Below are 23,852 nucleotides of genomic sequence, written 5' to 3' on the forward strand. Positions count from 1 at the left end.
GTCAATTTCTTCCTTTTTGAAAGGGCCAGCTTCATGAAGATTTTCGGACGCCGCACCATGGGCGTTGTGGCACTGCTGTCAGCCGGAGCCGTCGCATTAGCCGGTTGCTCGCGTGGTGAGGGCGATGAAAGCACGCAGTCCACCGACGCCGCCAGCGAAGAGCGCGTGGCTAGCCTGGGCCTGGGGGATGCCGATACGCTGCTCGCCCTAGGCATTACTCCCGTGACGGTGGCGCCGTGGGGCGCTGAGGGCGATGGCGATCCTTCCGGCGTTGGCCCGTGGTCAAAGAAGCTGCTTGGCGATGCCAAGCCTGAGGTCATCTACAACACCGCAACTGGTTTCACCGCGGATACCTTCGAGCAGATTACCGCTGCTGATCCCACCAAGATTATTGCTGTGAACCAGGCAGTAGATGCGCGCACGAAGGAATCCCTGGAGGATATCGCGCCGACCACCGTCAAGCCGGATGGCTATGAAGACTGGCAGGTTCCCTGGGAGGACCAAGTTGAGGCCATCGCGGATGCCGTGGATAAGGAAGACGAAGGCGATAAACTTATCAAGGACACCGAGAACGCCTTCGAGGAATTCCGCCGCGAGCACACCGAGTTGCAGGGCAAGTCCGCAGCCATCGTCATGCCTTATGACGGCAAGATTGGCCTGTACACCGATGAGGATGGGCGCGGCCAGTTCATCGAGGATCTTGGCATGGAAATCCCCGATGAGTTGAAGGGCGATGGCAGCAGCTTCTTCGTTGACATTGCCCCGGAAAACTACGCAAAGCTGAACCAGGTTGATCACCTCTTTGTCCTGGACTACAACGGCTCTGCCGATGTCTTGAAGAAGGATAAGACCTTCCAGGGCCTCGATGTAGTCAAGGATAAGCGTGTGCGCTACCTGGACACGGATACTGGCAACGCCATGAGCATGCCGAACCCAGTGACCATCCCTTGGGCAATAGATAAGTTTGAAGAGAAGCTGTAATTGTCAGCAACCACGAAGGACGGCCAGACTATCCAGACGGGTTCCACAGCGCAAAACCCCACAGCCACACCGGTGATGGAGCGGGGAAAGGGTCGCACGACGTTCCTTGTCGCCCTCATCCTCGCCAGCCTCGCGCTGGCGGTGGCGTCCTTGGCGCTGGGTTCCCGTTCCATTCCACCCGATGAGGTCATCGCCGCGCTGCGCAGGGCAGGCGAGCAGGATATCCGCGATATCGTGTGGAACCTGCGCATGCCGCGCACCTTCTTGGCCTATTTCGCCGGCGCGGCCCTTGCCGTCGCCGGTGTCTTGGCGCAATCGTGGACCAGGAACCCGCTGGCGGACCCGGGCTTTATCGGTATTACCGCGGGCGCGTCGTTCTTCGTTGCCCTAGGCACGGCCATTGGCATCGCTACCACCACCGGCATGCGGACCACCCTCGCGCTCGTTGGCGCGGGCATTACCACGCTGCTGGTTCTGGCCGTCTCGCGGCGGTTCCAGGACCCACTGACGCTCATTCTCGTCGGCGCCGGCGTCTCCGCCGCCTTGGGATCGGGCGCGGCGATCATCGGCCTGTATTCCACGGACGTGCTCGATAGCATGCGGCGCTGGACCATCGGCTCGACCTTCGGGCGCGGTCCAGAAGACGTCGCCATCGCGGGCATTGGCCTCCTCATCGGCCTAGCGTGCGCGACAATGGCGGCCAGGCCGCTTGATCTTTTGGCGATGGGGGAGGAGTCCTCGCTCGCCTTGGGCGGATCCCCGACCACCGCGCGGGTGGGCGCGGCGCTAAGCGTCGTGGTGCTAGCCGGCAGCGCGACGGCGGCAACAGGTCCCATCGCCTTCGTTGGCTTCGCCATTCCCCACATCGTGCGGCGGGCGGTCGGCCCCAGCGTTGCCACGATGATCCTGCCCTCCGCGCTTTTGGGCGGTTGCGCCGTGCTCGCCGCGGATATCATCGGCCGGCTCATCGTGGGTAATTCGGAGCTAGAAATGTCCATCGTGCTTGCCATAGTGGGCGCGCCCTTCCTCATTTGGGGCGCCCACCGCGGCGTGGGCAGAGCGTGGGGCGATAACGCATGACAACAATAAGCAGTACCCTGCAAGCGCAGCAGCGTCGCAGGCACGTCCGCGTGCTCGCCGCCACGCTGGTATTTGCCCTTATCGCCCTCGCCGCGTACCTGGTGTTACTGGGGCAAGGGCCTTTGGACCTAAGCCCGCGGCAGGTCTTCGATGTGCTCACCGGCGGCGGCAGCGAGAGCCACATCAGGGTGGTGTGGGACCTGCGCCTGCCGGTCGCCATCGCCACCGTCATCGTCGGCGCCGCCCTCGGCGTGGCCGGCTCATGGACGCAGACCATGGCCCGCAATCCACTGGCATCGCCGGATATCCTGGGCGTGACCGGCGGCGCATCGGTGCTGGTGGTGCTGGGCACCGTGCATTCGCGCCCCGGTTTCGCGGACGGCATCCCGGACTTTTGGTGGCGGGCATGCTTGGCGATGATCGGCGCCTTCCTCGTTGTCATCCTCCTCGCCGTCCTGGGTGGCATCGGCACGAGCAACCGCATCGTCATCGTCGGCATTGCCTTATCACTGATGTTTCAGGCCGTCGTGGCGTATTTGATGCGCAGCGCGCAGATCCAGCGCGCAGCGGAGGCGCAAACGTGGCTGGCGGGCTCGACCGGGTTCGTGCGCATGGAGGTCATCGTGCCTCTACTCGTGGCATTAGCGCCGTTTCTTGCCATAGGCATCTGGTGCGCGCGGGAGCTGCCGCTGCTTGCCCACGATGATTCCTCTGCCATCACCCTGGGCGTAAATATCTCCCGCCAGCGCGCCTTGCTGCTCATCGCGGCAACCGGGATCTGCGCCGTGGTGGTCTCGGTGGTGGGGCCCATTGGGTTTATCGCCCTGCTGGCCCCGCACCTGGCGCGGATGGCGGCGCGCACGCCCACGCCATCGCCGGTGGCATCGGCAGCCGCAGGTGCGGCGCTGTTGACCGTGTGCGCCGTTATCGCCGGCGCGATTCCGGTCAACGCCCCGGTGGGCGCGGTCTCCTCGGTCATCGGCGGCTGCGCTCTGGTGGTCTTGGTGTGGAATGCGGCCCGGCGCAGCTAATCGCTGTGGCGCGCCACAGCGCGGATTGGGCAAACGAGCCACCCAAAAAGTGCTACACACTCGTACGTGGATGAAGGAAAAGATATGACGGATAATCAGCCCACGCGCTCGAAGCGCCGGTGCAGCCTCCAAGCCACCGGCATCCATGCGGGATATAAGGACGGTGAGGATATTCTCGCCGGCGTCGACCTGCATGCACGCGCCGGTGAGGTCACCACGCTCATCGGGCCCAACGGCTGCGGCAAGTCCACGCTGCTCAAAACGCTGTCTAAAATCCTGGCCCCGCGGCAGGGCAGCGTCATGGTCGGGGAAGCTGACCTGCATGCGATGAATGCGAAGGAAGCCGCGCAGCAGGTGGCGCTGCTGCCACAGCACCCTGTAGCACCCGATGGATTGCGGGTAGGCGAGTTGGTTGCGCGCGGGCGCCACCCCTATCAGGGCAGGATGCGCGGCCTTTCTCCAACGGACCGGGAGATCATCGCCCAGGCCTGCGAAGCCACGGAGATTGTGGACTTCCTCGATCGCGATATCGCTTCGCTGTCGGGCGGGCAGCGCCAGCGCGTCTGGCTGGCACTCGCGCTTGCGCAAGATACGCCGGTGCTGCTTCTCGATGAACCCACGACCTTCCTCGACCCCGCCCATGCCATGAGCATGCTGGAGCTGGCTCGCGCACAGGCGCGCGCCGGCAAAACGGTGGTTGTGGTCCTGCACGATCTCATGCTGGCGGGCCACTACTCCGATTCCATGGTGGTGATGAAGGCCGGCGATATCATCGCGCGCGGGGCGCCGAAACAAGCGCTGGCTCCGAAGGTATTGGCGCAGGCCTATGGTATCGAGGCGGAGGCCTGGGACGACCCGCTTGGCGATGCCCCCATTATCGTCCCTCGCCGCGTCCTCCCCAGCGACAGCTAAGCGCTGCCCGCGCTAAGCGCCAGGAGCGTTTGGCTTGGCTACTGCCGCGCCAACCGGCGGATGTCCAAAACCGAAATGGCGATGATGAAGAGGTTGAGCACGCAGCCGACACTCAACAGGAAATTGCCAATGCGGTAGGTGCCCGTACCCACGGCCGCCATGTTGCCGTATATGTAGATCCAGATTACCCAGCCCACCAGCAGCACGATGCCGGCGATGCCGGAGAGTAGCTTGAGGCTGCGTGGGGAGGCGGGGGCGAAGAATTTAAAGGCGGCATCGATAAGCGCGCCCGCTGCAAGGATGATGCTTACTCCACCCGAGAGCCAGAGGGGGAGTAGGGCTGCGGTGCCGACGACGACGGGGAGGATGAACGCGAGGAACGCTAAGAGGAATAGTCCCAGGTGTATCCACAGCGTGCGCTTGGTATAGCTCATAGGGCAGACTCTACTTCCTTGCGCAGTGGGGGATTGGCGCCGGTGCGGGAGACGGTGATGCCGGCTGCGGTGGCAGCGAAGTGGAGGATTTCGCGCCACTCTTCGGCGCTTAGTGCTGCGGCCTTGTCCACATCGAGGCCACGTTCATCTAATTGCGCCAAAAGGGCTGCCATGATGGTGTCGCCGGCACCGATGGTATCGGTGACTTCAACTGCGGCGGCGGGAACGTCGAGGGACGTGTCCCCAGCCCTGACGCTAATTCCGTCGCCGCCGCGGGTGGTGACCACGATGGGCACTTGGTTGGTGAAGTCCTCGCCTAAAAAGTCCACCTCTTCATCTGATAGCTTCAGCACCGAGACGTGTGGCAGCAAATCCGTCAGGAATTTCTTATGCGCTTCGGTGGCATAAAAGGGCCGGATATTGGGATCTAGGGCCACGAGCGTTCCCTGTGCGGCGAAGTCCCTGAGCAGCTGCGCGTAGCGGGAAGCGCCCGGTTCCAAGGCCAGGGAGACGGTACCGAAGCAGGCGATATCTGCCGGAGCTAGTTTGGGCTCAACGAAGCGATCTGCGGTGCCTTCCACATAAAAGTTATAAGAAGCCGTGCCGTTTTCCGCGATGGTGGTCACCGCCAAGGTGGTCGGTTCTTCGCCGCGCTGCACGTGGGCGGTCTCGACGCCTTCTTCCTCCAAGCGTCGAAATAATTCTTGGCCAAACCCATCGGTAGAAATCCGCGATTGAAACTCCACGTCCGCGCCCAAGCGCGCCGCCGCGATGGCCACGTTGAAGGGGCCGCCGCCCAGCGCCGGGGTGAGGTCATTCAAGCGGCCGGGGGATACCGGAACCAAGTCCACGAGGCCTTCGCCGCACACATGAATAGTCATAGTTCCATAGTATCGGGGACATGAACCACCGACCGAACTTTCACCTTGCCCCACCACTGGGCCGCCTCAATGACCCCAATGGCCTTTTTGTGGATGGCGATATTCTGCACGCGTATTACCAGCATGACCCTGCTTTTCCGCACAAGCCCAAGCGGACTGGCTGGGGTCACGCCACCACCACGGTGTCCGCGCCTACTCCATGGCGGCATTATCCCGATGCGCTCTATCCTGACCTGCCCTATGACAAGGATGGGTGCTACTCCGGCGGGGCCGTTGTTGACGGCACTGACGTGTGGCTTTTTTATACGGGGAACTTGAAAGAAGACGGGCGCCGCATCCCGTCGCAGAACCGCGTGCGGGTTATAGACCCTTCCGGGCCAGAAGGCGGGATCTATGTCCGCGATACCGACAACCCGCTCATCGCTGATTCTCCGGAGGGATATACCGGCCATTTCCGCGATCCCCATATTTCCCGCGCCGGGGAGGGAGGGCGCATGGTCATTGGTGCGCAAACGGAAGACGAACGCGGAACCATCGTGCTGTATTATTCGCAGGATTTAAAGCGGTGGGAATTCCAAGGTGAGCTTGTTTTTGATGATCCCGCGCAGCTTCCCGGTGGCTATATGTGGGAGTGTCCCAACCTGCTGACCTTTGGGGATAAACACGTGCTGATCTTCTGCCCACAGGAGGAAACGGACCGGTGTGGCTACGTCGTCGGCACCTTGGACGGGCTTAATTTCCACGTTGAGCGCGGCTTTACCCTTCTGGATCACGGCACGCAGTTTTATGCGCCGCAAGCAACCGAGGAAAATATCCTGTTGGGCTGGATGGGCATGCCCGGTCATGATGAGACGCCAACGCAGGGGTGGGTGCATACCTTGACTATTCCGCGGCGGCTGTGGCTGGAAGATAACTACCTGTGTCAAGAACCGCTGTGGCCTGCGCTGCCGGAAACCCGCGGCAGGGACGGCTTTGGCTCGACCATCGATGTAACGGGGGAGGGGGCTTATGCGCTTGTCGACGCCACCGGGAAGGAAGCGTTCCGCGTGGTGCAAGGCGGTGGCACCATCTCTTTCAACGGCGGTGAGCCGATCACATGCCCCGATGGAGAAATGCGGCTCATTGCCGATGGCTGCGCCGTAGAAGTCTTTGCCGGCGGCGGTCGCATCGCCGCGTCCTTCGCCGTTTTTGGGGATGCTCCCTGGCAGGCATGGGAGCCGCTGGACTAAGACCCTGCGAAACTAGGGTCGACAGCTTTTTGCTTTGTGGACATTTGGGTCCAAACAGACTTAAATGGGAAGTAGCCAATCACATCCGGTCATTTGATGTGACCTAAATAACAAAGGTCGGTCCATGGAGCATAAAGAGGTCGCCGCCCGCACCCTGAAGGCATTAGGCGACGAAGAAAATATTATTGCCCTTGCCCACTGCGCCACGCGCTTGCGCATGGTCTTGGATGATTCGGACAAGGTCGATACCGCAGCGCTAGACAACGATCCGGATCTGAAGGGCACCTTCGAAGCCGGTGGCATGTTCCAGGTCATCGTGGGCCCGGGTGATGTCAATATCGTCTTTCAGGAGATGACCAAGTCCATTTCCAAGGACGTCGCCGTGTCCACCGATCGCTTGAAGGATATTGCCGCGGAATCCGGCAACTGGTTTTCCCGCGCGGTCAAGGTCTTGGCCGATATCTTTGTTCCGCTAATCCCCATCCTGCTCGGCGGCGGTTTGTTGATGGCATTAAATAATGTGCTGACCGCGCCGGGACTATTTGGGGATCAATCCGTCATCGAAATGTATCCCTCGTGGGAAGGTTTTGCTGGGCTGGTCAACCTCCTGGCATCCGCTCCCTTTGCTTTCTTGCCCATCCTTGTGGGCTTTACTGCTACTAAGCGCTTTGGCGGCAATGAATTCCTCGGCGCTGGCATGGCCATGGCGATGGTCATGCCGGATTTGGTTAGCGGCTATAACGTTGCCGAGGCTATTGAAAATGGCGAGATGCCCTACTGGGATATCTTTGGCATCGACGTTGCCCAAGCTGGCTACCAGGGCTCCATCTTGCCCATTCTGGTCATCGCCTGGATCCTGGCGACGATTGAAAAGTTCCTGCACAAGCACCTCAAGGGCACCGTGGACTTCATGCTTACACCCCTGCTTACCCTGCTGGTGACGGGCTTTATTACCTTTATGGGGCTGGGCCCAATCTTGCGCACCGCCGGTGAGTGGTTGGGCATGGGGCTGGCCAACTTGTATGACTTTGCCGGTCCCGTGGCGGGCTTCCTTTTCGGTCTGGTTTATTCGCCGATCGTCATTACCGGCCTACACCAATCCTTCCCGCCCATTGAGACGATGCTGTGGAATGAGGGCGGTTCCTTCATCTTCCCCATTGCCTCGATGGCCAATATTGCCCAAGGTGGTGTGGCCTTGGCCGTGTACTTCTTGGCGCGCTCCGAAAAGCTCAAGGGCTTGGCCGGCGCCTCAGGTATCTCGGCACTGTTTGGTATTACTGAGCCCGCGATTTTCGGCGTTAACCTGCGCCTGCGTTGGCCGTTTTATATCGGTATGGCGGCATCAGCTATTGCGTCTACGTTTATCGCCATTTTTGGCGTGCTTGCGGATGCCCTCGGTGCCGCCGGCTTCATTGGTTTCGTTTCCGTCCCCCGCTTTGTCCCGACCTTCTTGCTGTGTGGTGTCATCTCCTTCGCCGCAGCCTTCATCGGGGCCTACCTGTACGGGCGGGTGCTCATCCACCGCAACGGCACCATCGATCCTGATGAGGTCAATCCTCCCGCCGCACAGGCTATGGCCGCCGAGGCTGCTGAAGAGTTTGCTGCCAGCGCTTCCGCCGCCGCAGATGCCGCGACAATATTTTCCCCGCTAGAGGGAAATGCTGTGCCCCTATCCAAAGTTAAGGACCCCATGTTCGCCGGGGGCAAGCTAGGTAAAGGCGTTGCTATCGAACCGACCGTCGGCAAGCTCGTCGCGCCTGCCGATGGCACCATCACCGTGACCTTTCCTTCCCACCACGCCTACGCCCTGCGCGTAGACGACCCAGCGGTGGGACCGATTGACATCCTTATGCACATTGGCTTTGATACGGTAAACCTCAAGGGCGAACACTTCACCTCGCATGTCAATAAGGGCGATACCGTCAAGCAAGGCGAGGTCCTGGCTGAATTCGATATCGAGGCCATCAAGGAAGCGGGGCTGCCGGTAACGACGCCAATCGTTGTGTCCAACGCCAAGAAGACCGGTCCCGTTATTCCCACCGCGGCTTTCCGCGAGGGCGAGCTCATTGGCTCTGGGACGGACCTATTTACCGTTGACCCGAAGGCTCAGCAGGAGACTGCGGAGACTTCTACAAAGGAAGCAACGTCTTAAGGGCTGGGGTTTCTGATACAAGAAAGGCTGGGGATAAACCCAGCCTTTTACTTGCAGGTGTTCATTAGGCGCCGTTGCGCCGTTGCCCAGGCTTTGGGCGGCTGGTGTCACCACGGTGACAATGGCTACGGTATCGATCCCCTAGAAACCATAAGAGACCGCCAAGTCGGTCGCTACCAACACCGGCACGGCTAAGTTTTGTTGTGGGCCAATCGCGTGGGAAATTGCCTTAGGACTACTCAGGAATACGAGTGCTAACGCACACCTACCGTTTAGTGCAAGAGAATTGAACTATGCGAAGAATTTCCGGCGGGCGGTGAACACGCCGCCAAGCATCATTGCTGCAATGCTGAGGGCTGCCAGGAGCCGAGCGACAGTGTTCGAGCCGGTTTCTGCCGCCATGCCACGCGGAGCCTCAACAGCTGCAGGTGCTTCGGCTTCCACCGGTGTTTCGACGGGGGCCTGCTCAGGAGCTGTTTCCTCGATTGCGCCACTTTGAGCGATTACTTCTTCTTTGTTGTTTTTGATCATTTCTTGGGAGGCGGCCTTCTCTTCTGGAGTAGGCTCCAAGTGAGTCCGAGATTGATCTCTGATGTAGGTAATGCCGTCCTTGGCGAGGTACCACGTCACGCCACCGATTACGAGAACTGCTGCTAAGGCAGCAATTCCAATTCCACTTTGCGCCTGAGCGTTTGCTTCCGGCGTAGGGGCGGTGGGTGTGACGCCGAAGGTGAGGGCGCCAGCTAACGCCGTGGCGGTCAGAACTTTAGGTATGCGATTTATTTTTGTCCTTAGGGGGCAGTGGAATAGGGAAGAGTCCGTCTGAGAGATAAACGGATCTAAAGATTAACAGGATTCTTTGTGCTGCATTACCGCTGCGCAAAGAAAAATCGTCCGATTATTTAAAACCAGGCACAGCTGTCCTAAATAGGGGGGTGCTAGGGCGAAAAGTTGCTTCGCATTCGAAGTTTGGAAAGCGCCACCCCCATATGGTTGAATGTATAGGTTGCGAGAGCTGGTCGGTCCGTAGCGGTGCGTTTCCGAATCGCCGGTCCGAGACCCATCGACGCTTTACGGTGTTCGTTGTAAAGGCTCGAGCACAGCAAGTTTGTAGACCGCGTGTGGCAAGGACGGAAATCTTGTCGCACATCAATCCAGGTCAGGAGACCCATAGTGATTCAGCAAGAATCGCGTCTGCGCGTCGCCGACAACTCTGGTGCACGTGAAATTTTGTGCATCCGCGTTCTCGGTGGCTCTGTCCGACGCTCCGCTGGCATCGGCGACGTAATTGTCGCGACCGTCAAGGACGCTGTTCCAGGCGGCAGCGTAAAAGAAGGCGATGTAATTAAGGCAGTTATCGTCCGTGCGAAGAAGGAGACCCGTCGTCCAGACGGTTCCTACATCCGCTTTGACGAGAATGCTGCAGTTATTCTGAAGGGCGATAGCGAACCTCGCGGTACCCGTATCTTCGGCCCGGTTGCTCGTGAACTTCGTGACAAGCGTTTCATGAAGATCGTTTCTCTAGCACCGGAGGTGATCTAATCTTATGAAGATCCATAAGGGAGATATGGTGATTGTCATTTCGGGCCCAGATAAGGGTGCGAAGGGCAAGGTCATCGAGGCATACCCGAAGCGCGAAAAGGTCCTCGTTGAGGGCGTTAACCGCATCAAGAAGCACGTCGCAAACTCCGCTACCGAGCGTGGCGCTGAGTCCGGTGGAATCGTTACCCAAGAAGCCCCGATCCACGTGTCCAACGTTGCGATCGTTGACTCCGAGGGCAACCCGACCCGCGTGGGCTACCGTTTCGACGAGAACGGCAAAAAGGTCCGTATCGCGCGTAGCAACGGGAAGGACATCTAAAAATGAGCGAGAACTACACCCCGCGTCTGAAGACTCGCTACCGCGAGGAAATCCGCAAGAACCTGAACGAAGAGTTCAACTACGACAACGTCATGCAGATCCCTGGCGTCACCAAGGTGGTCGTCAACATGGGTGTTGGCGAAGCTGCTCGTGACTCCAAGGTCATCAATGGCGCTCTCGAGGACCTGACCGCTATCACTGGTCAGAAGCCGCAGCTGCGTCGCGCAAAGAAGTCCATCGCGAACTTCAAGTTGCGTGAAGGCATGCCCATCGGCGCACGCGTTACCCTGCGTGGCGACCGCATGTGGGAGTTCCTGGACCGTCTGCTGACCATCGCGCTGCCACGTATTCGTGACTTCCGTGGTCTGTCTGACCAGCAGTTTGACGGTCACGGTAACTACACCTTCGGCCTGTCCGAGCAGTCCATGTTCTACGAAATCGACATTGACAAGATCGATCGTCCCCGTGGTATGGATATCACCGTCGTTACCAGTGCTACCAACGACGAGGAGGGCCGTAAGCTCCTGCGCGAGCTCGGCTTCCCGTTCAAGTAAATAGATCGCTAAAAGGTCCCAACTTCCATGGAAGGAGTTGGGACCTTTTAGTTTTATTGTCATCTGTGGATTCTAGGGGTCATTGCAACGATGACGGTTACTTGGGTGTGATACTACCGGTTTGTGTCAGGGCGTTGGTCATGACTTCGGCTGGGGTGCGCCAGTTGAGTGCTTTGCGTGGTTTGTGGTTGTGAATGTTGGCGATCATCTCTAGGTCCGTGGCGGCGTAGATGTACAGGCCACTGTTTTGGCAAGGTTTCTTCTGAGCCTACCGTTGGTGTTTTCGTTGCTGCCTCTCTCCCACGGCGATCCTGGACGGCAGAAGTAGATGGGAATATCAGTGGCCATGGTAAAAGCTATATGGCCAGACACTTCACTTCCTTGGTCCGGTTGAGTCCTCCTTATTAAGTCTTATTAACATAAGGAGGGTCGAACCTATCATTAGCCCGAGGGAGAACGTGTAGTTTGAATCATTCATTAATCCACCAAAAATGGATAGCACAAACCCGACGAAAAATACCCCAGACTCCGATCTTGGGTAAAAATCTCTACGTATAGAGGCGTTATACAGGGTCAAGTATATTACTGCCATAGCAAGAGGGAAAACACTTAATTCTCCCCAGAAAAAGCCCGCTAGAGAAGTGGATACAAGAATGATTAAAGGAAGTAAAACAGATTTCGATATACGACTAAACAAAGCTAATCACATTTCTCACGGGGGAGCCTTCGTCCATCCATTGGTTATAAATAGCTCAGGTCATCACGGTGATCGGCATAGACCCAATTTCTCTTAGTGGTCAGTCTATTCTATCACTTATTTGGGTCATCACTGCATACGGGCTCAATTTCCACTGACTTTCCCAAGAACCCGTAAACAGTTAGCTAAATTTATTATGCATAGTTTTTCTTTGTCAAAAGGAATGAATCAGGAAGGTAGGTAGATACCCGGCATATTCCATTGAACTATGTTTAACATGCTGAATGCAGCAGTCCAGGTTAGCTTCCAACCTATTCGGGCAGAGATTAAAGGCTTGGTGCGTAAAAACCACTTTAAAACGCAAAATGAGCCCGGCCCGAGCTAGTAATCGACCATGCTCGGGGCTGAGCTCTGCGTTAGGGGTTGATGCTTCTTGGGTTCTAAGGTCGTGGAGCAGTTCCTCGGTGAGAGTTCGTTGCGGTTGGGCGGTCAACGAACCCCGGAGCTTGAGGGCTACTGACTGCCTTTAGACCGCTTTTTCACCAGTACTATGCCGCCGACAACAAAGAGTGCGGCGAGCACGAGAACCCAACCGATATTGGCACCCGTAGAAGCTAGTGCGCCGTTGTGGGGGCTGGAAGAGCCTCCGCCGGATCCGGAGCTTGGACCAGAGCCACTGCCTGCGCCCTTAGCAGTAGTGGACTTGGTGGAGCCGTTCGACTTCCCAGCGCCATTTCCCATGGATGCCTTAGCGCCCGCATTCGATCCAGATGAGTTAGTTGCCTTGGACTTATCGGCCCCCGGCTTATTAGTGTCGGTGCTATTCGAGCCGTTATCTGGCTTGGTAGCGCCTGGCTGCTTAACCTTCGAGGAGTCTGCGGGCTTGCCCTCTTCCTCTTCGCCTTCTTTGTCAGTGCCTTTTCCACCGGGCTGGGTGGTTGAATCGCCCACGAGGAAGGTCACGGTGTGCCAGTCGGTGAGTTTGTCGCCGTCGTTGTTGACGGTGCGCATTTCCATTTCGTAGCGCCCTGGTTCGGTAAAAATCCAGTGCGCGTGGACGTGGAAAGGACCATCCTCAACGCCTTTGATCGTATGGGTACCGTTGCTATCGGCTAAGGTGCGTGCCGGTGTGTTTAGGGAGGCAGTGTGGCCGGCCCACCATTTTCCGTCCGTAGGTGCCGACTTAGGGCGAACTTCGATCGCGGCGTCACGGTAGTCTTGCCCCACCTTGATCGTGTCCCACCCCGGCCACACAGCGTCGTGGTCCTGTTGCAATGGTAGGTGGTAGATCGTTGAGCCAGTCTTTACCATTCCGGTAAAAGACAGCGTCTTAGCCAGGGAGTCAGCGACCGTCACGCGGCGGGCATCGTGAATGCGCAGCGCTACGTCTTCAGGCACGTTGTGTTGGTCGTCTTCGTTGACATAGAAGCCGAGCTTGTTGTCCACAACCTTTGGCCCGAAGTCGATGTGGCCCTTGGTAATCTCGCGCTTCTTAGACGGTTCTGCGCTGGGAGCAGGTTCCGTTGTCTCTGGGCTTGGTTCCTTCGACGGTGTGGTGCTTTCCGTGCCGTTGGAGTCGCCTTCAGTGGCACTGTCGTTCCCAGTAGTGGGTGGGGCAGCAGATGATGAATCCTCGGTAGCTACCTTGAAGCGCAGAACAGCCTTTTTCGCAGGCTTACCGTCTTTTTCTGCGACCGTGACACCAACTTCATACGTACCGGGTTTGTTGAATGCCCAGTTGAGGTGCATGTGTTCTGCGGTTTCGGTGGTGTAGGAATGCGTGTCATCGCTGCCGGCAACGCGCTGGTCCAGCCCGGTCTGATCAGCCTGGTATGCCAACCATTCGCCGTCCTTCGGGGCGCTGACGGGGGTGAAGGTAAAGGTGTAATTCTTCTTGGTGTCCTTGTAAGCATCCTCAGTGCTGAGCCCAGGCCACACTACACCGGTGCGCTGTGTCTCTGGCAGGACGTAGGCAGCGCTGCCTTTCTTTCCAAAGTGCGGAATGTCTTTGTTCAAAGTGGACTTGACCTGCTTTGGAACGGTGAAAAAGACATCGGAAGGCTTACGCCAGATTGCACCAATGTGGTACAGGTTCGTCTCGTCCTTGATGCCCAGGTGCAGCTCACCATCTTCGTGGATCGGGGAGATATCTACGTGACCCCGGTGCAGATTGAGCTCCTTGTGCGGGGTGTCTTTATCCTTCGGGTTCTGCGGCTTGGGTGAGGGGATCTTGGGAACAGAAGGCTTCGAGGTCGTGGAAGGCGATGGATTCTTGGATGGGGCAGAGCCTTCTGATTCTTCCGAATCCTGCGGCTTCTCTGGGGCGTCGGAGTCTTCTGGCTTCTCCGATCCTTCTGGTTCCTGTGAATCCGTGGAGTCAGAAGCCTCAGCGAACGAGACGGTGGTCTCAGCGATCGGCTCATAAGCATCTTTGTGAGTATGGCTAAATAGCGTGGCGCCACCGGCATCGGAGCGGGAATCAGGAACGATGCGCAGCATGAGTTGGTATCCGGGCTGCTTACAACTATCGATGAGTTGCCTGCTCGTTCTTTGCCCCGGCCCGGAAGTAAAGCTGATTTCGCAATCTGCAATATGCTTTTCCGGCAGGCTGGTCATCGGTTCGCCATTTACCTTGTAGAAACCGCCGGTAACGCGCACCGTGGTGCGGTCATCTTCGGGCTCTACGGTGATGTCGATATTGCGGTCACCATCGCCGTACACCTCGCTGGTGGACACGGTGATATCTGAGCTCTCGATCTTAAGGGGATCGGTCTCAAACGGCTCTATCTCTTCCATCTCAGGGGTAGGAAGCTCGCCGCTTTTCGTTGTATAAGCTTCGGCATCTTCATCGTCCTTTTCCCCATCGGTGCTGGTCCAGGACTTTACGGGTTCGGATACCCAGCGAGGGCTTGGGGAATCATTGTCGGGAATAAAGATGGCTTGGAAGTTGGATTCTTCATCACCAATTATTTCATCCCACGAAGCTTTACCGCCTTCTACCTTGCGCTCGGCAAGGTAGTGGCCGTTGATGGTGAATACGGCGCGGCCGGAGTCTTTGGCATTGCCAGTATCGAGGGAGAGCGTGGTGAGGATGCCTTGCTTCGCGCCCTTTGTATCGGCCTTGGAGGGAGCCATCTTAAATATAGGAGCGTTGGACTCGGCCCCTTCGGAGCCTGAGTATTCAGACTTGGCGTCGTTAAAGGCGGTATCAAGGTCGGTGATCGTGCGCTCGGCGGGGTTGGTTCCGCCTACCTGCCAGACCAAGGTTTGTGGCTCGGAGTGGATGAAAGTGCCATCCTTCTTTCGCGCAGAAGCGCGGTAGGTGACCTCGTAGTGGCCAGGACGGGTAAACGTCGTGGCGTTATGCGTGTGCGTGCCTGCATTGACCCAGGTGGTACGGAATCCCGGGTCGTGGGAGGACCAGAGGCGGTTCAGAGGATAGTTCTCGTCGCTGTAGGTAAACAGCTCCATGCGGCCGGGGCCCTTAAAATCAACGATTTCCATGTTGAAGGATTTATCGCGGAATTGATCGGTGGGAAGATCCGCGGCGGCACCGAACCCAGCCCAGATGGGCATGGTGTTTTTCGGGAAGCCTACTGCGGGGCCGCCGTAGTACATGAGCTGGTTTTTCTCGGCATTGAGAAACTCGAAGCGCGGGTCATCGGGAACGCGCCAGGCATAGGCTCCTAGGCCGCCATCGACGCGGCCGTGGCTGACCCAGTTGATCGTGTCCTCGATGGGGACTAGGCCCGCACTATTGGACATGAGTTTGAAGTTTCCGTCCTTCCACACCGCGTGCGGGGAATCTACGTGCGTTTGGGTGCGGACAAGTGGGGCGTCCTCAGCGAGGGCGAAGGGAGCGTGGAATAACGCGAGCGCCAAGACCACGACTATGGTGGCAAGGCGCGGTAGTGAGGTGCGCAACGGCATAAGGTTCTCCCAAGGTTAGGTGCAGTGAACTTTTATATAGGTTGCGACGAATACTACACTATTGCAAACCGTTATCGTTAGCGTTGTTGAAAATAGTGAACCTTTGCCCGCGAGCTGGGAAAGAAGATATAGAAAGTCCCCACCTCCGGTTGCGGAAGCGGGGACTGTGTAAAGCTGAGGAAAAGGAGCGGATAAGCGGAAGGCGGGCGAGTGACCGCAGTGCTGCTGAGCGGTTAAACTTTGTCGTCCGCGGTGTGGGTGGTGCCCTCGAATTGCCATCCCACGACGGCATTGCGCACGGCGGCCTCGAGGGGATTGGCGGGCTGGATGCAGCTAGTCGTCAGCAGCCTGCCTGGCATCGCGTCCTCGCCCCATACGCTGGAGTCACCGGCTAGGCCTTGTTTATCGGGGTCATGGAGATCGGTTGCGGTGTAGGTGAGCCAGTTCTGGTCGGAATTCTTGGTGCGTACGTACAGCTTGTCGCCGATGCTGACCTTGTGCTCGTTGGCAGCGCCATCGTAAAGCTTATTGAATACGGCAGGCACGCCGGCGCCGGTGTGCCAAGCGATAACGACGATATCGTCGGCATTTGTTCTAGGCAGGGAGTAGGGGCGGTCATCGGCAGTATAAGTGCAAGCCTTATCCATGGTGTCAGGGTTTATGGCGCCATCGACTACGCGGCACGTGCCATCCTCAAATTGGGCATGGACGTCGATGGCAGGGATAAACATTTCTACTGCCGCGGACGGTTCGAACACGGGAGCATTTTCTGCAGAAACTTGGTTAGTATCTAATCCTTCGGGCGAGCTGATGTTGCGTTCGGACGTATTGATGCTGCGATCGATCGTGCTGATGACGAGGATCGTTGCAACGATGCCGGCTGAGACTCGAAGGACTCCGGAGGACGCCCATGCGCCTTTAAAGCGATCCCAAGGGGAAGAAGGGGCTTTTCGGTGCCTTGGAGCTGAGGTCTCTTTTATCCTGCGATTCGGGTAACGGCTTTGGATGTGACGCGCGTGATGCTCTGCTTTCCGCCAATCGCGCTCTGTGGAATGGTGCCGGCCAGATCCACCTTTGGGCCGGGAATTTTTATCAGCAACGCTAGAAGCATGGCCTGGAGTGTTGTGATTTAAGGATGTAGTGTGGCGCGGTTGCGCTGCGGATAAGTGAGATCCCTTCCTCCGTGGGTGGTCTTGGTGCTCCACTGCGACCTCCGAGGAAACTAGGGACAATAGGGGTGGGTGTGAACCCAGCTTAGAGTAATAATTTTCTTTTCCGGCTTATCGAGGCAGCGGTTGCGCTAACCGCTACGATACTCCGTGATTCTCTTGTCCGTATAAGTACAGCTAAATAAGGAAAATAAAAACGGTGTCTCTCAACGAAACTGCCAAGGCCGGATCCCTGAAAAAGGCCGCCCTACTCGATCAATCATTTTCACGATTTTCTGTCCGCGCAATTCTCGCCGGTGTGTATCTGTGCATCGGCACCGTATTTGCCGGCGTCGTTGGCCAAGCGGTGGAAGAGCTTGCCCCAGGCTTGGGCTCCGTGATCTTTGCCCTGTTCTTCGGCCTAGGCCTCTTCGCCATCGTTATCCTCGGTGCTGAGCTGGCCACGGGCAATATGATGTACATGGTCTACGGGGCGATGCAGAAACACTTGTCCTGGGGCAAGGCCTTCTACGTACTGCTTATTACCACGATCTTTAACCTTGTCGGCGCCATCATCTTTGCCGCCGTCATGGGCATGTCTGCCAAGCTCGCGAATATGGATCCCTCGCACCTGTTGGTCACCATCTCTGAAGGCAAGCTGACCAAATCCCCGCAGGGAATGCTCGTGGAGGGCATGGCCGCGAACTTCGTGGTCAATATGGGCATCGTTGGCGCGGTCTTTGCCAAGGAAATCGTGTCGAAGTTCATCGTCATCGTCCCGATCATCGGCATCTTCGTGGGCCTAGGCCTGGAGCACGTGATTGCCAATTTCTGTCTCTTCGCGCTCACCTTCTTCGGCAGCGATCCGCTGCCGGCCGCGCTGACCGTTGGCAATGTTGCTCTCAACTGGACGCTGGTGTGGATTGGCAACTTCATCGGCGGCGGCTTGCTCATCGGTGGCGTGTACGCCTGGCTCAATAATGGGCCGGAAGATTACCGCGACTAGGCCAGCGTGCCCGAATAAAGGTTAAAGCGATCGGCACGGGCAAAGCCCACTAGCGCCATGCCGGTCTCGCGGGCGGTCTCTACGGCAAGGGAAGAGGCGGCGCTGACGGCAACGAGCATGCCAAAACCGGCCATGGCGGCCTTTTGGACCAGCTCGAAACTGGCGCGGGAGCTCATGACCAAAATGAGGTCATCGGCGGGCAGGCGCTCTTCCATGAGCAGGTGGCCAATAACCTTATCGGCGGCGTTGTGCCTGCCGATGTCCTCCCGGATGACCACCGGCTCACCCTCGAGGGTAAATGCGCCGGCGGCGTGGATTCCGCCGGTCTTGCGGAATTCCTTTTGGGCGGCGCGCAGCTTCTCCGGCAGCTGGACCACCAGCTGTGGGTCCACGGGGATCTGGGGGATGGGGTAGCGCGACTTCTTTGCCAGCGCCTCGATGGACGAAGTGCCGCACACCCCGCAGGCGGACGTCGTCGTGGTCAGGCGGAGATCGCTCAAGTCCAACGGCGTATTCTTCACCAAGTCTATGTCCAGCAGGTTATAGGTATTCATGCCCTCGACGGTGGAACCGGCGCAGTAGCGGGCAGTGGTGACATTGGAAAGCGCGGCAATATGCCCCTCGGAGTGGAGGAAACCGTGCGCCAGCTCAATATCGTGGCCCGGGGTGCGCATGGTGGTGGTGATGGTCTGCCCGCCCACGCGAATCTCAAGCGGCTCCTCACCGGCGACGGTATCGGCGCGGGTATCTACCTGCGTATGCTCGCCCAAGCGGACCTTCGTGACAGCGAAGGTGGCATTCTTGCGTCCGGCCATTACTTCAGCGCCTCCTTGAGGGTTTCGATATTTACCTTGGCTTCTGCCGTGCTTGCCGATGCCAACCCCACCACGAACGCCGTCAACGGTGCTGCCGGCCGCGACTGGGTATGGGCCACGTCCTTGGTTAAATCCAGCAGTTCCCGGGTCAGCGCCGTGGCCTCATGTGGCTCGAGGTTTAATAGCCGCGCGGCTTCTTCAAGCCATTGGTGGGCGGTGCGGATCGGATCTTCGTTCTCGGTACTCATCTCAACTACTCCTCAACTATGTGGCGCTGTATCCGACTGTAATGAATGCAGGGGATTTATTTGGAAAACCGCAGGATATGGCGTAAAGTGTTCCGGCGTGCCTGCGCTGCAGCCGGTGCACGCGCAAAGCCTTGCGGGTTTTGCGTGCTGAACTGGTAAAACGCAGAGCCGAAAAAGAATTGAACATCAACTTTGTTGTAGGCCCCTCGCCGTTTATAGCGGACCGTTGTCTGAATCAAAGGGTGGCGAGCGCCTTGCGGTATTGACCGTGAGGAGCGTGAGTAGCCCGAAATCACACGGAAAACGCTTTGGTGAGCACGGGAACCGCAACGAGAAAGGTACACGGTCACTCATATGACTATGACTGATCCTATTGCCGACATGCTGTCGCGCGTGCGTAACGCAAGTAACGCACACCACGACGTCGTGTCGATGCCTACCTCCAAGTTGAAGGCAAACATTGCTGACATCTTGAAGCAGGAAGGCTACATCGCTGACTACACCGTTGAGGGCCACACCCTGTCCCTCGAGCTGAAGTACAACAACCGCGAGCGTTCCCTGTCTGGTCTGCGTCGCGTGTCTAAGCCGGGTCTGCGTGTGTATGCAAAGTCCACCGAACTGCCACAGGTCTTGGGCGGCCTGGGCGTGGCTATCATTTCCACGTCCCACGGTGTGCTGACTGACCGTCAGGCTGAGGAGAAGGGCGTAGGCGGAGAAGTTCTCGCCTACGTCTGGTAAAGGGAGGTTTGACACATGTCTCGAGTCGGTCTAGCACCGATCGCCGTACCAAACGGCGTCGAAATCAACATCAACGGCCAAGACGTTGAGGTCAAGGGCCCTAAGGGTACCCAGAGCGTAAACGTTCCGGATCCGATCACCATCAACGTGGAAGACGGCATCTTGACCGTTTCCCGCCCTGATGATCACCGCAAGCACCGTGCACTGCACGGCCTGTCCCGCTCGCTGCTCAACAGCGCCGTCATCGGCGTGACCGAGGGCTTCACCATCAAGATGGAAATCTTTGGTGTCGGCTACCGTGTGCAGCAAAAGGGCCAGGACCTGGAATTCAGCCTGGGCTATTCCCACCCGGTCCTCATTAAGGCTCCGGAGGGAATCACCTTCGCAGTGGACGGCAACACCAAGCTGTCCATTACCGGTATTGACAAGCAACTAGTCGGACAGATCGCCGCTAATATCCGTCGCCTGCGTAAGGACGATCCTTATAAGGGCAAGGGTATTCGCTACGAAGGCGAGCAGATCCGTCGCAAGGTCGGAAAGACGGGTAAGTAAGCAATGGCAAACACTGAAAACACGAAGCGCACTCCAGTCGGCAAGGACATTTCTTCTCGTCGTCGCGAAGCACGCGCACGCCGCCACTTCCGTATCCGTAAGACCCTGCGTGGCACCCCTGAGTCCCCGCGCTTGGTCCTGCACCGCTCTTCGCGCCACATGCACGTCCAGGTCATCGATGACTTGGCAGGCCACACCCTGGTTTCCGCATCCTCCATGGAAGCGGACATCCGTGCATTCGAGGGCGATAAGAAGGCAAAGGCTGCCAAGGTGGGCGAACTGATTGCTGAGCGCGCCAAGGCCGCTGGCATTGAGCAGGTCGTCTTTGACCGCGCAGGCTACAAGTACCACGGCCGCGTCGCTGCGCTGGCAGACGCCGCACGTGAAGGTGGTCTGAAGTTCTAATGATCATCGTCAACGGAAACATCAACGGAAGGATCGCGTAATGTCGGACCGTGAACAGCGTGACGGCGGACGCTCCGCCGAGAACAACAAGAACAACCGCGGCGGCAACGGCCGTCGCAACGATCGTCGTAACCAGCAGGACAACGAGCGCGATAAGTACATCGAGCGCGTTGTGACCATCAACCGCGTCTCCAAGACCGTCAAGGGTGGCCGCAACATGTCCTTCACCGCTCTCGTCGTCGTTGGTGACGGCCAGGGCCAGGTAGGCGTTGGCTACGGCAAGGCTAAGGAAGTTCCGGCTGCAATCCAGAAGGGTGCAGAAGAGGCTCGCAAGAACTTCTTCCGCGTACCTATGGTTGCCGGCACCATCACCCACCCGGTAGAGGGTCGCGACGCAGCGGGCATCGTCATGATGAAGCCCGCCGCTCCTGGTACTGGTGTCATCGCCGGCGGTGCTGCTCGTCCAGTGCTTGAATGCGCTGGCGTGCAGGACATTCTGTCGAAGTCCCTGGGCTCCGACAATGCACTCAACGTCGTCCGCGCAACCGTGGACGGCCTCAAGCAGCTGGTCCGCCCCGAAGAGGTTGCCGCACGCCGTGGCAAGTCCATCGAAGAGGTCACCCCGGCCCGTATGCTGCGCAAGCGCGCAGGTCAGGAGGCATAAACAATGGCTCTGAAGATTACACAGGTAAAGGGCCTGGTGGGCACCAAGCCGAACCACCGCAAGAACATTGAGGCTCTGGGTCTCAAGCGCATCGGTCAGTCCGTTGTTAAGCAGGACACCCCGATCATCCGCGGCATGGTTCACAAGGTTCGCCACCTGGTCACCGTCGAAGAAGTGGCAGGGGAGTAAACCATGGCTGATATCATCAAGCTGCACGACCTGCGCCCAACCGCAGGAGCAAATAAGCCCAAGACCCGCGTTGGCCGCGGTGAGGCATCCAAGGGTAAGACCGCTGGTCGCGGTACCAAGGGTACCGGCGCTCGTAAGCAGGTTCCCGCTGCTTTCGAGGGTGGACAGATGCCCATCCACATGCGTCTGCCTAAGCTCAAGGGATTCAAGAACCCGAACCACGTTGAGTACCAGGTTGTTAACGTGGCTGACTTGGCCGAGAAGTTTGCCGATGGCGGCGACATCACCGTCGCTGACATCGCAGCTGCTGGCCTCGTCCGCGCTAACCAGCCGGTCAAGGTTCTGGGCAGCGGCGACATCAACGTTAAGTTGAACGTCACCGCAGACAAGTTCTCCAAGTCCGCTGTAGAAAAGATTGAGGCTGCTGGCGGTTCCGCCAACACCAAGTAATCTGGACTAGGGAATAACTACACCCCCTTTCCTCGCACCTTATGTGCGGGGTGAGGGGGTGTAGTCGATCTATGCGGGCGTATGCATGGCAGTGGTAGTGTTATCACCGTAAACACTCATCCCTACTAGCTAGGATTTTGCTATGTCGTCCATTTCTTCATTCCTTGCCGCTGTCATCTCCGCCGTGCTTGCGCTCGCCGGCTCCACCGGCCCCGTTGACACCAACCCGCAGCTGTCCCAGCCGGATAACGCTGAGACCGCGCAGGTGGCCCAAGCGCAGTAGTCGCGCTGATTAAAGCCTCGGGCCCTGTCAGGGATTGGGCCCGTAGCTGCAAAAAGGGTGGAACGCTTTCACTAGCGTTCCACCCTTATGTGTTTTGGGACCCGTCCTAGGCCTCGTCCACGGTCTTTTCAAAGAGGCCGGGAAAGCGGTCATCGGGGTCCGTTACGGCCTTGATGGCATCGGGAAGCTTTCCGCCGTAGAGCTCCTCGAACCGCTCCCGGGAGTAGAAGGCCTCGGAGTACAGCGACTTGTGGCCGCCCAAGTCATTGACCTTCTCTTCAATGACGCGGTTGAACGCACCATTGCCGGGGGCGCTGGGATCGACGTGATCGCCGTCCACACCGGACCAGAAGCCGACGTTGACCCACGTCTTTCCGGGGCGCAGCGGGTAGAGCGGCCAGGGGTCCTGGGACTCGGCGGCAATATCGCCGGTGCCCACGAGATCGCCCACACCATCGCGCAGGCGGATGGGGCAGAGCCAGACCGGCTGGATATCGGAGGCCTGGAAGAACCAGTGGAGGAACTCCGGGAGGTTTTCCGGGGTGACCTCGATATCCTGGACCACGCGCTCGGCGCGCGGCTTGCCGTGCGGCTTTTTGATGAAGTTGTACTCCAACTCGTACTTGCGGTCCAGGCGCACCAGCTTCCAGTAGAAGGAGCTGCGGCGCAGCTCGCGCGGCCAGACCTTGCGCACCTTGGGGTTCTGGGCGCCAAAGGCACGCGAGCACCAGAACCAGTCGGTATCCCAGCGCCAGATATAGTCGCGGATGGTAAGGCGGTCGCGTCGCATGCCCTGGGCGTGCTGCAGGCTGCGGTAGTAGATCTTATCCCGCGTGTAATCGGAGGTAGGGCCCTCCTCATCGGTAAAGCGGGCGAAGACGAGGTAAGCCTCGTCCTCGGAAAAGACCACGCCGTCTAGGCCATCGACGGACTCACCCTCGTGGGTGTGGTTGACGGAGACATCGGCAAGCACGCGGCTTGCCTCCTCCACCGTGTGGAAACGCTGCTCGCGCAGCTCCACGTAAGGCGGGACGGGCTCGAGCTCGATCTTCAGGCGCACCGCGTAGCCCAAAGAACCGTAGGAATTGGGGAAGAGGCGGAAGAGATCGACGTTCTGCTCGCGCGAGCAGGTAAGGATTTCGCCGGTGCCGGTCAGGATATCCATCTCGATGACGGACTCGTGCGGCAGGCCGTTGCGGAAGCTCGTGGATTCCACGCCCATGCCGGTCACCGCGCCGCCCAGGGTGATGGTCTTAAGCTGCGGAACGACGAACGGCATGAGGCCGTGCGGCAAGGTGGCATCGACCAAGTCCTCGTAGGTGCACATGCCCTGCACATCGGCGGTGCGGGCGAGGGGATCGACCTCGATAACCCCGCCTAGGTCGGAGACATCAAGGCCTACCTGATTCTCGCTGCGGCCGCGAAAGAGGTTAGAGGTCTTTTTGGCCAAGCGCACGCGCTTGCCGGCGGGGACCTCGCGGAAGCTGCGCAGTAAGGTGTCTACGCCGGCGCGGTGGGCCTGCCAGCCTACGGGCTCGATGCGCACGGCGTCGACGGGGCGCGGCTGCAGGGCAGAAACGCGCTCGCGTAAGTGATCCAAAAGGGTCATATG

The 23,852-nt window shown here is 58.6% G+C and carries 25 protein-coding genes; 17 read left to right on the forward strand and 8 right to left on the reverse strand.

Features of this window, described 5'->3' with window-relative positions; translation table 11 throughout:
• The first annotated feature begins 33 nt into the window (after window positions 1-33).
• The 4 genes from ACLI1O_RS02095 (at window position 34) to ACLI1O_RS02110 (ending at window position 4,004) form a co-directional block, all read left to right on the forward strand.
• On the forward strand, window positions 34-981 hold the full coding sequence (locus tag ACLI1O_RS02095) for an ABC transporter substrate-binding protein (RefSeq protein WP_239275511.1): 948 nt from the start codon (window positions 34-36) through the stop codon (window positions 979-981).
• The gene (locus ACLI1O_RS02100) at window positions 982-2,061 is read left to right on the forward strand and encodes a FecCD family ABC transporter permease (RefSeq protein ID WP_411706922.1); all 1,080 of its coding nucleotides are present in this window, start codon (window positions 982-984) and stop codon (window positions 2,059-2,061) included. It begins immediately after the preceding gene.
• Window positions 2,058-3,092: a FecCD family ABC transporter permease gene (locus tag ACLI1O_RS02105; protein WP_284849573.1), complete on the forward strand. Its 1,035-nt coding sequence runs from the start codon at window positions 2,058-2,060 to the stop codon at window positions 3,090-3,092. Before ACLI1O_RS02100 ends, ACLI1O_RS02105 begins: the two co-directional genes overlap by 4 nt.
• An 84-nt stretch (window positions 3,093-3,176) precedes the next feature.
• Window positions 3,177-4,004 (forward strand): ABC transporter ATP-binding protein, encoded by an 828-nt coding sequence (locus ACLI1O_RS02110; RefSeq protein ID WP_284849572.1) that lies wholly within the window; start codon window positions 3,177-3,179, stop codon window positions 4,002-4,004.
• A 38-nt stretch (window positions 4,005-4,042) separates the two neighbouring features.
• Here the strand turns inward: ACLI1O_RS02110 and ACLI1O_RS02115 are convergent, their stop codons facing one another.
• Together ACLI1O_RS02115 and ACLI1O_RS02120 are read right to left on the reverse strand one after the other, a co-directional pair.
• Window positions 4,043-4,438, reverse strand: coding sequence for a multidrug transporter (locus ACLI1O_RS02115; RefSeq protein WP_239269110.1), 396 nt, complete (start codon window positions 4,436-4,438; stop codon window positions 4,043-4,045).
• The gene (locus ACLI1O_RS02120; RefSeq protein WP_239275515.1) at window positions 4,435-5,319 is read right to left on the reverse strand and encodes a carbohydrate kinase family protein; all 885 of its coding nucleotides are present in this window, start codon (window positions 5,317-5,319) and stop codon (window positions 4,435-4,437) included. Before ACLI1O_RS02120 ends, ACLI1O_RS02115 begins: the two co-directional genes overlap by 4 nt.
• Before the next feature lie 20 nt (window positions 5,320-5,339).
• Between ACLI1O_RS02120 and ACLI1O_RS02125 the strand changes: the two genes are divergently transcribed.
• Together ACLI1O_RS02125 and ACLI1O_RS02130 are read left to right on the forward strand one after the other, a co-directional pair.
• Window positions 5,340-6,548, forward strand: a complete 1,209-nt coding sequence (locus tag ACLI1O_RS02125; RefSeq protein ID WP_239269108.1) for a glycoside hydrolase family 32 protein — start codon at window positions 5,340-5,342, stop codon at window positions 6,546-6,548.
• A 124-nt stretch (window positions 6,549-6,672) separates the two neighbouring features.
• Window positions 6,673-8,700 carry a sucrose-specific PTS transporter subunit IIBC gene (locus ACLI1O_RS02130; protein WP_239269107.1) on the forward strand — a complete coding sequence of 676 codons (2,028 nt, stop codon included), beginning with the start codon at window positions 6,673-6,675 and terminating at the stop codon, window positions 8,698-8,700.
• Window positions 8,701-8,991: 291 nt separating this feature from the next.
• Here the strand turns inward: ACLI1O_RS02130 and ACLI1O_RS02135 are convergent, their stop codons facing one another.
• Complete coding sequence (locus tag ACLI1O_RS02135; RefSeq protein ID WP_284772178.1) at window positions 8,992-9,330, reverse strand: hypothetical protein; 339 nt, start codon at window positions 9,328-9,330, stop codon at window positions 8,992-8,994.
• A 543-nt stretch (window positions 9,331-9,873) separates the two neighbouring features.
• Here ACLI1O_RS02135 and rplN point away from each other — a divergent pair.
• Genes rplN through rplE form a run of 3 tightly spaced genes read left to right on the forward strand, consistent with a single transcriptional unit; the run spans window position 9,874 to window position 11,115 of the window.
• On the forward strand, window positions 9,874-10,242 hold the full coding sequence (gene rplN / locus ACLI1O_RS02140) for a 50S ribosomal protein L14 (RefSeq protein WP_023025193.1): 369 nt from the start codon (window positions 9,874-9,876) through the stop codon (window positions 10,240-10,242).
• Between the two features lie 4 nt (window positions 10,243-10,246).
• The gene (gene rplX / locus ACLI1O_RS02145; protein WP_005276967.1) at window positions 10,247-10,561 is read left to right on the forward strand and encodes a 50S ribosomal protein L24; all 315 of its coding nucleotides are present in this window, start codon (window positions 10,247-10,249) and stop codon (window positions 10,559-10,561) included.
• 2 nt (window positions 10,562-10,563) lie between these two features.
• Entirely contained in the window at window positions 10,564-11,115 is a 552-nt protein-coding gene (gene rplE / locus ACLI1O_RS02150) for a 50S ribosomal protein L5 (RefSeq protein WP_005276969.1), read from the forward strand.
• Window positions 11,116-12,325: 1,210 nt separating this feature from the next.
• On the opposite strand, the gene ACLI1O_RS02155 is transcribed toward rplE, so the two are convergent.
• Window positions 12,326-15,742, reverse strand: coding sequence for a choice-of-anchor M domain-containing protein (locus ACLI1O_RS02155; protein ID WP_411706923.1), 3,417 nt, complete (start codon window positions 15,740-15,742; stop codon window positions 12,326-12,328).
• Between the two features lie 233 nt (window positions 15,743-15,975).
• Window positions 15,976-16,500: a sortase gene (locus ACLI1O_RS02160; RefSeq protein WP_239269105.1), complete on the reverse strand. Its 525-nt coding sequence runs from the start codon at window positions 16,498-16,500 to the stop codon at window positions 15,976-15,978.
• Window positions 16,501-17,110: 610 nt separating this feature from the next.
• Here ACLI1O_RS02160 and ACLI1O_RS02165 point away from each other — a divergent pair.
• Window positions 17,111-17,896 carry a formate/nitrite transporter family protein gene (locus tag ACLI1O_RS02165; RefSeq protein ID WP_411706924.1) on the forward strand — a complete coding sequence of 262 codons (786 nt, stop codon included), beginning with the start codon at window positions 17,111-17,113 and terminating at the stop codon, window positions 17,894-17,896.
• On the opposite strand, the gene fdhD is transcribed toward ACLI1O_RS02165, so the two are convergent.
• Both fdhD and ACLI1O_RS02175 read right to left on the reverse strand, forming a co-directional pair.
• Window positions 17,893-18,711, reverse strand: coding sequence for a formate dehydrogenase accessory sulfurtransferase FdhD (gene fdhD, locus ACLI1O_RS02170; RefSeq protein ID WP_239269102.1), 819 nt, complete (start codon window positions 18,709-18,711; stop codon window positions 17,893-17,895). The two genes, ACLI1O_RS02165 and fdhD, sit on opposite strands and share 4 nt — an antisense overlap.
• Window positions 18,711-18,959: a DUF6457 domain-containing protein gene (locus ACLI1O_RS02175; protein ID WP_005276987.1), complete on the reverse strand. Its 249-nt coding sequence runs from the start codon at window positions 18,957-18,959 to the stop codon at window positions 18,711-18,713. The genes fdhD and ACLI1O_RS02175 overlap by 1 nt, the downstream gene beginning before the upstream one ends.
• 354 nt (window positions 18,960-19,313) lie before the next feature.
• On the opposite strand from ACLI1O_RS02175, the gene rpsH reads away from it, so the two are divergent.
• The 7 genes from rpsH to ACLI1O_RS02210 all read left to right on the forward strand — a co-directional run bounded on the left by rpsH (window position 19,314) and on the right by ACLI1O_RS02210 (window position 22,240).
• Window positions 19,314-19,697 carry a 30S ribosomal protein S8 gene (gene rpsH, locus ACLI1O_RS02180; RefSeq protein ID WP_005276990.1) on the forward strand — a complete coding sequence of 128 codons (384 nt, stop codon included), beginning with the start codon at window positions 19,314-19,316 and terminating at the stop codon, window positions 19,695-19,697.
• A 15-nt stretch (window positions 19,698-19,712) separates the two neighbouring features.
• On the forward strand, window positions 19,713-20,249 hold the full coding sequence (gene rplF / locus ACLI1O_RS02185) for a 50S ribosomal protein L6 (RefSeq protein ID WP_023025203.1): 537 nt from the start codon (window positions 19,713-19,715) through the stop codon (window positions 20,247-20,249).
• Window positions 20,250-20,252: 3 nt separating this feature from the next.
• The gene (gene rplR / locus ACLI1O_RS02190; RefSeq protein WP_023025204.1) at window positions 20,253-20,654 is read left to right on the forward strand and encodes a 50S ribosomal protein L18; all 402 of its coding nucleotides are present in this window, start codon (window positions 20,253-20,255) and stop codon (window positions 20,652-20,654) included.
• A gap of 40 nt (window positions 20,655-20,694) precedes the next feature.
• Entirely contained in the window at window positions 20,695-21,318 is a 624-nt protein-coding gene (gene rpsE / locus ACLI1O_RS02195; protein ID WP_005276995.1) for a 30S ribosomal protein S5, read from the forward strand.
• A gap of 3 nt (window positions 21,319-21,321) precedes the next feature.
• Window positions 21,322-21,507 (forward strand): 50S ribosomal protein L30, encoded by a 186-nt coding sequence (gene rpmD, locus ACLI1O_RS02200; RefSeq protein WP_005276997.1) that lies wholly within the window; start codon window positions 21,322-21,324, stop codon window positions 21,505-21,507.
• Window positions 21,508-21,510: 3 nt separating this feature from the next.
• Window positions 21,511-21,957 carry a 50S ribosomal protein L15 gene (gene rplO / locus ACLI1O_RS02205; protein WP_005277000.1) on the forward strand — a complete coding sequence of 149 codons (447 nt, stop codon included), beginning with the start codon at window positions 21,511-21,513 and terminating at the stop codon, window positions 21,955-21,957.
• Between the two features lie 142 nt (window positions 21,958-22,099).
• The gene (locus ACLI1O_RS02210; protein ID WP_239269098.1) at window positions 22,100-22,240 is read left to right on the forward strand and encodes a hypothetical protein; all 141 of its coding nucleotides are present in this window, start codon (window positions 22,100-22,102) and stop codon (window positions 22,238-22,240) included.
• Between the two features lie 106 nt (window positions 22,241-22,346).
• Here ACLI1O_RS02210 and ACLI1O_RS02215 read toward each other — a convergent pair whose 3' ends face one another.
• Window positions 22,347-23,849, reverse strand: coding sequence for an FAD-binding oxidoreductase (locus ACLI1O_RS02215; protein ID WP_239269096.1), 1,503 nt, complete (start codon window positions 23,847-23,849; stop codon window positions 22,347-22,349).
• Window positions 23,850-23,852 lie beyond the last annotated feature (3 nt).

The organism is Corynebacterium sp. LaCa78 (assembly GCF_046717505.1).
GTDB lineage: Bacteria > Actinomycetota > Actinomycetes > Mycobacteriales > Mycobacteriaceae > Corynebacterium.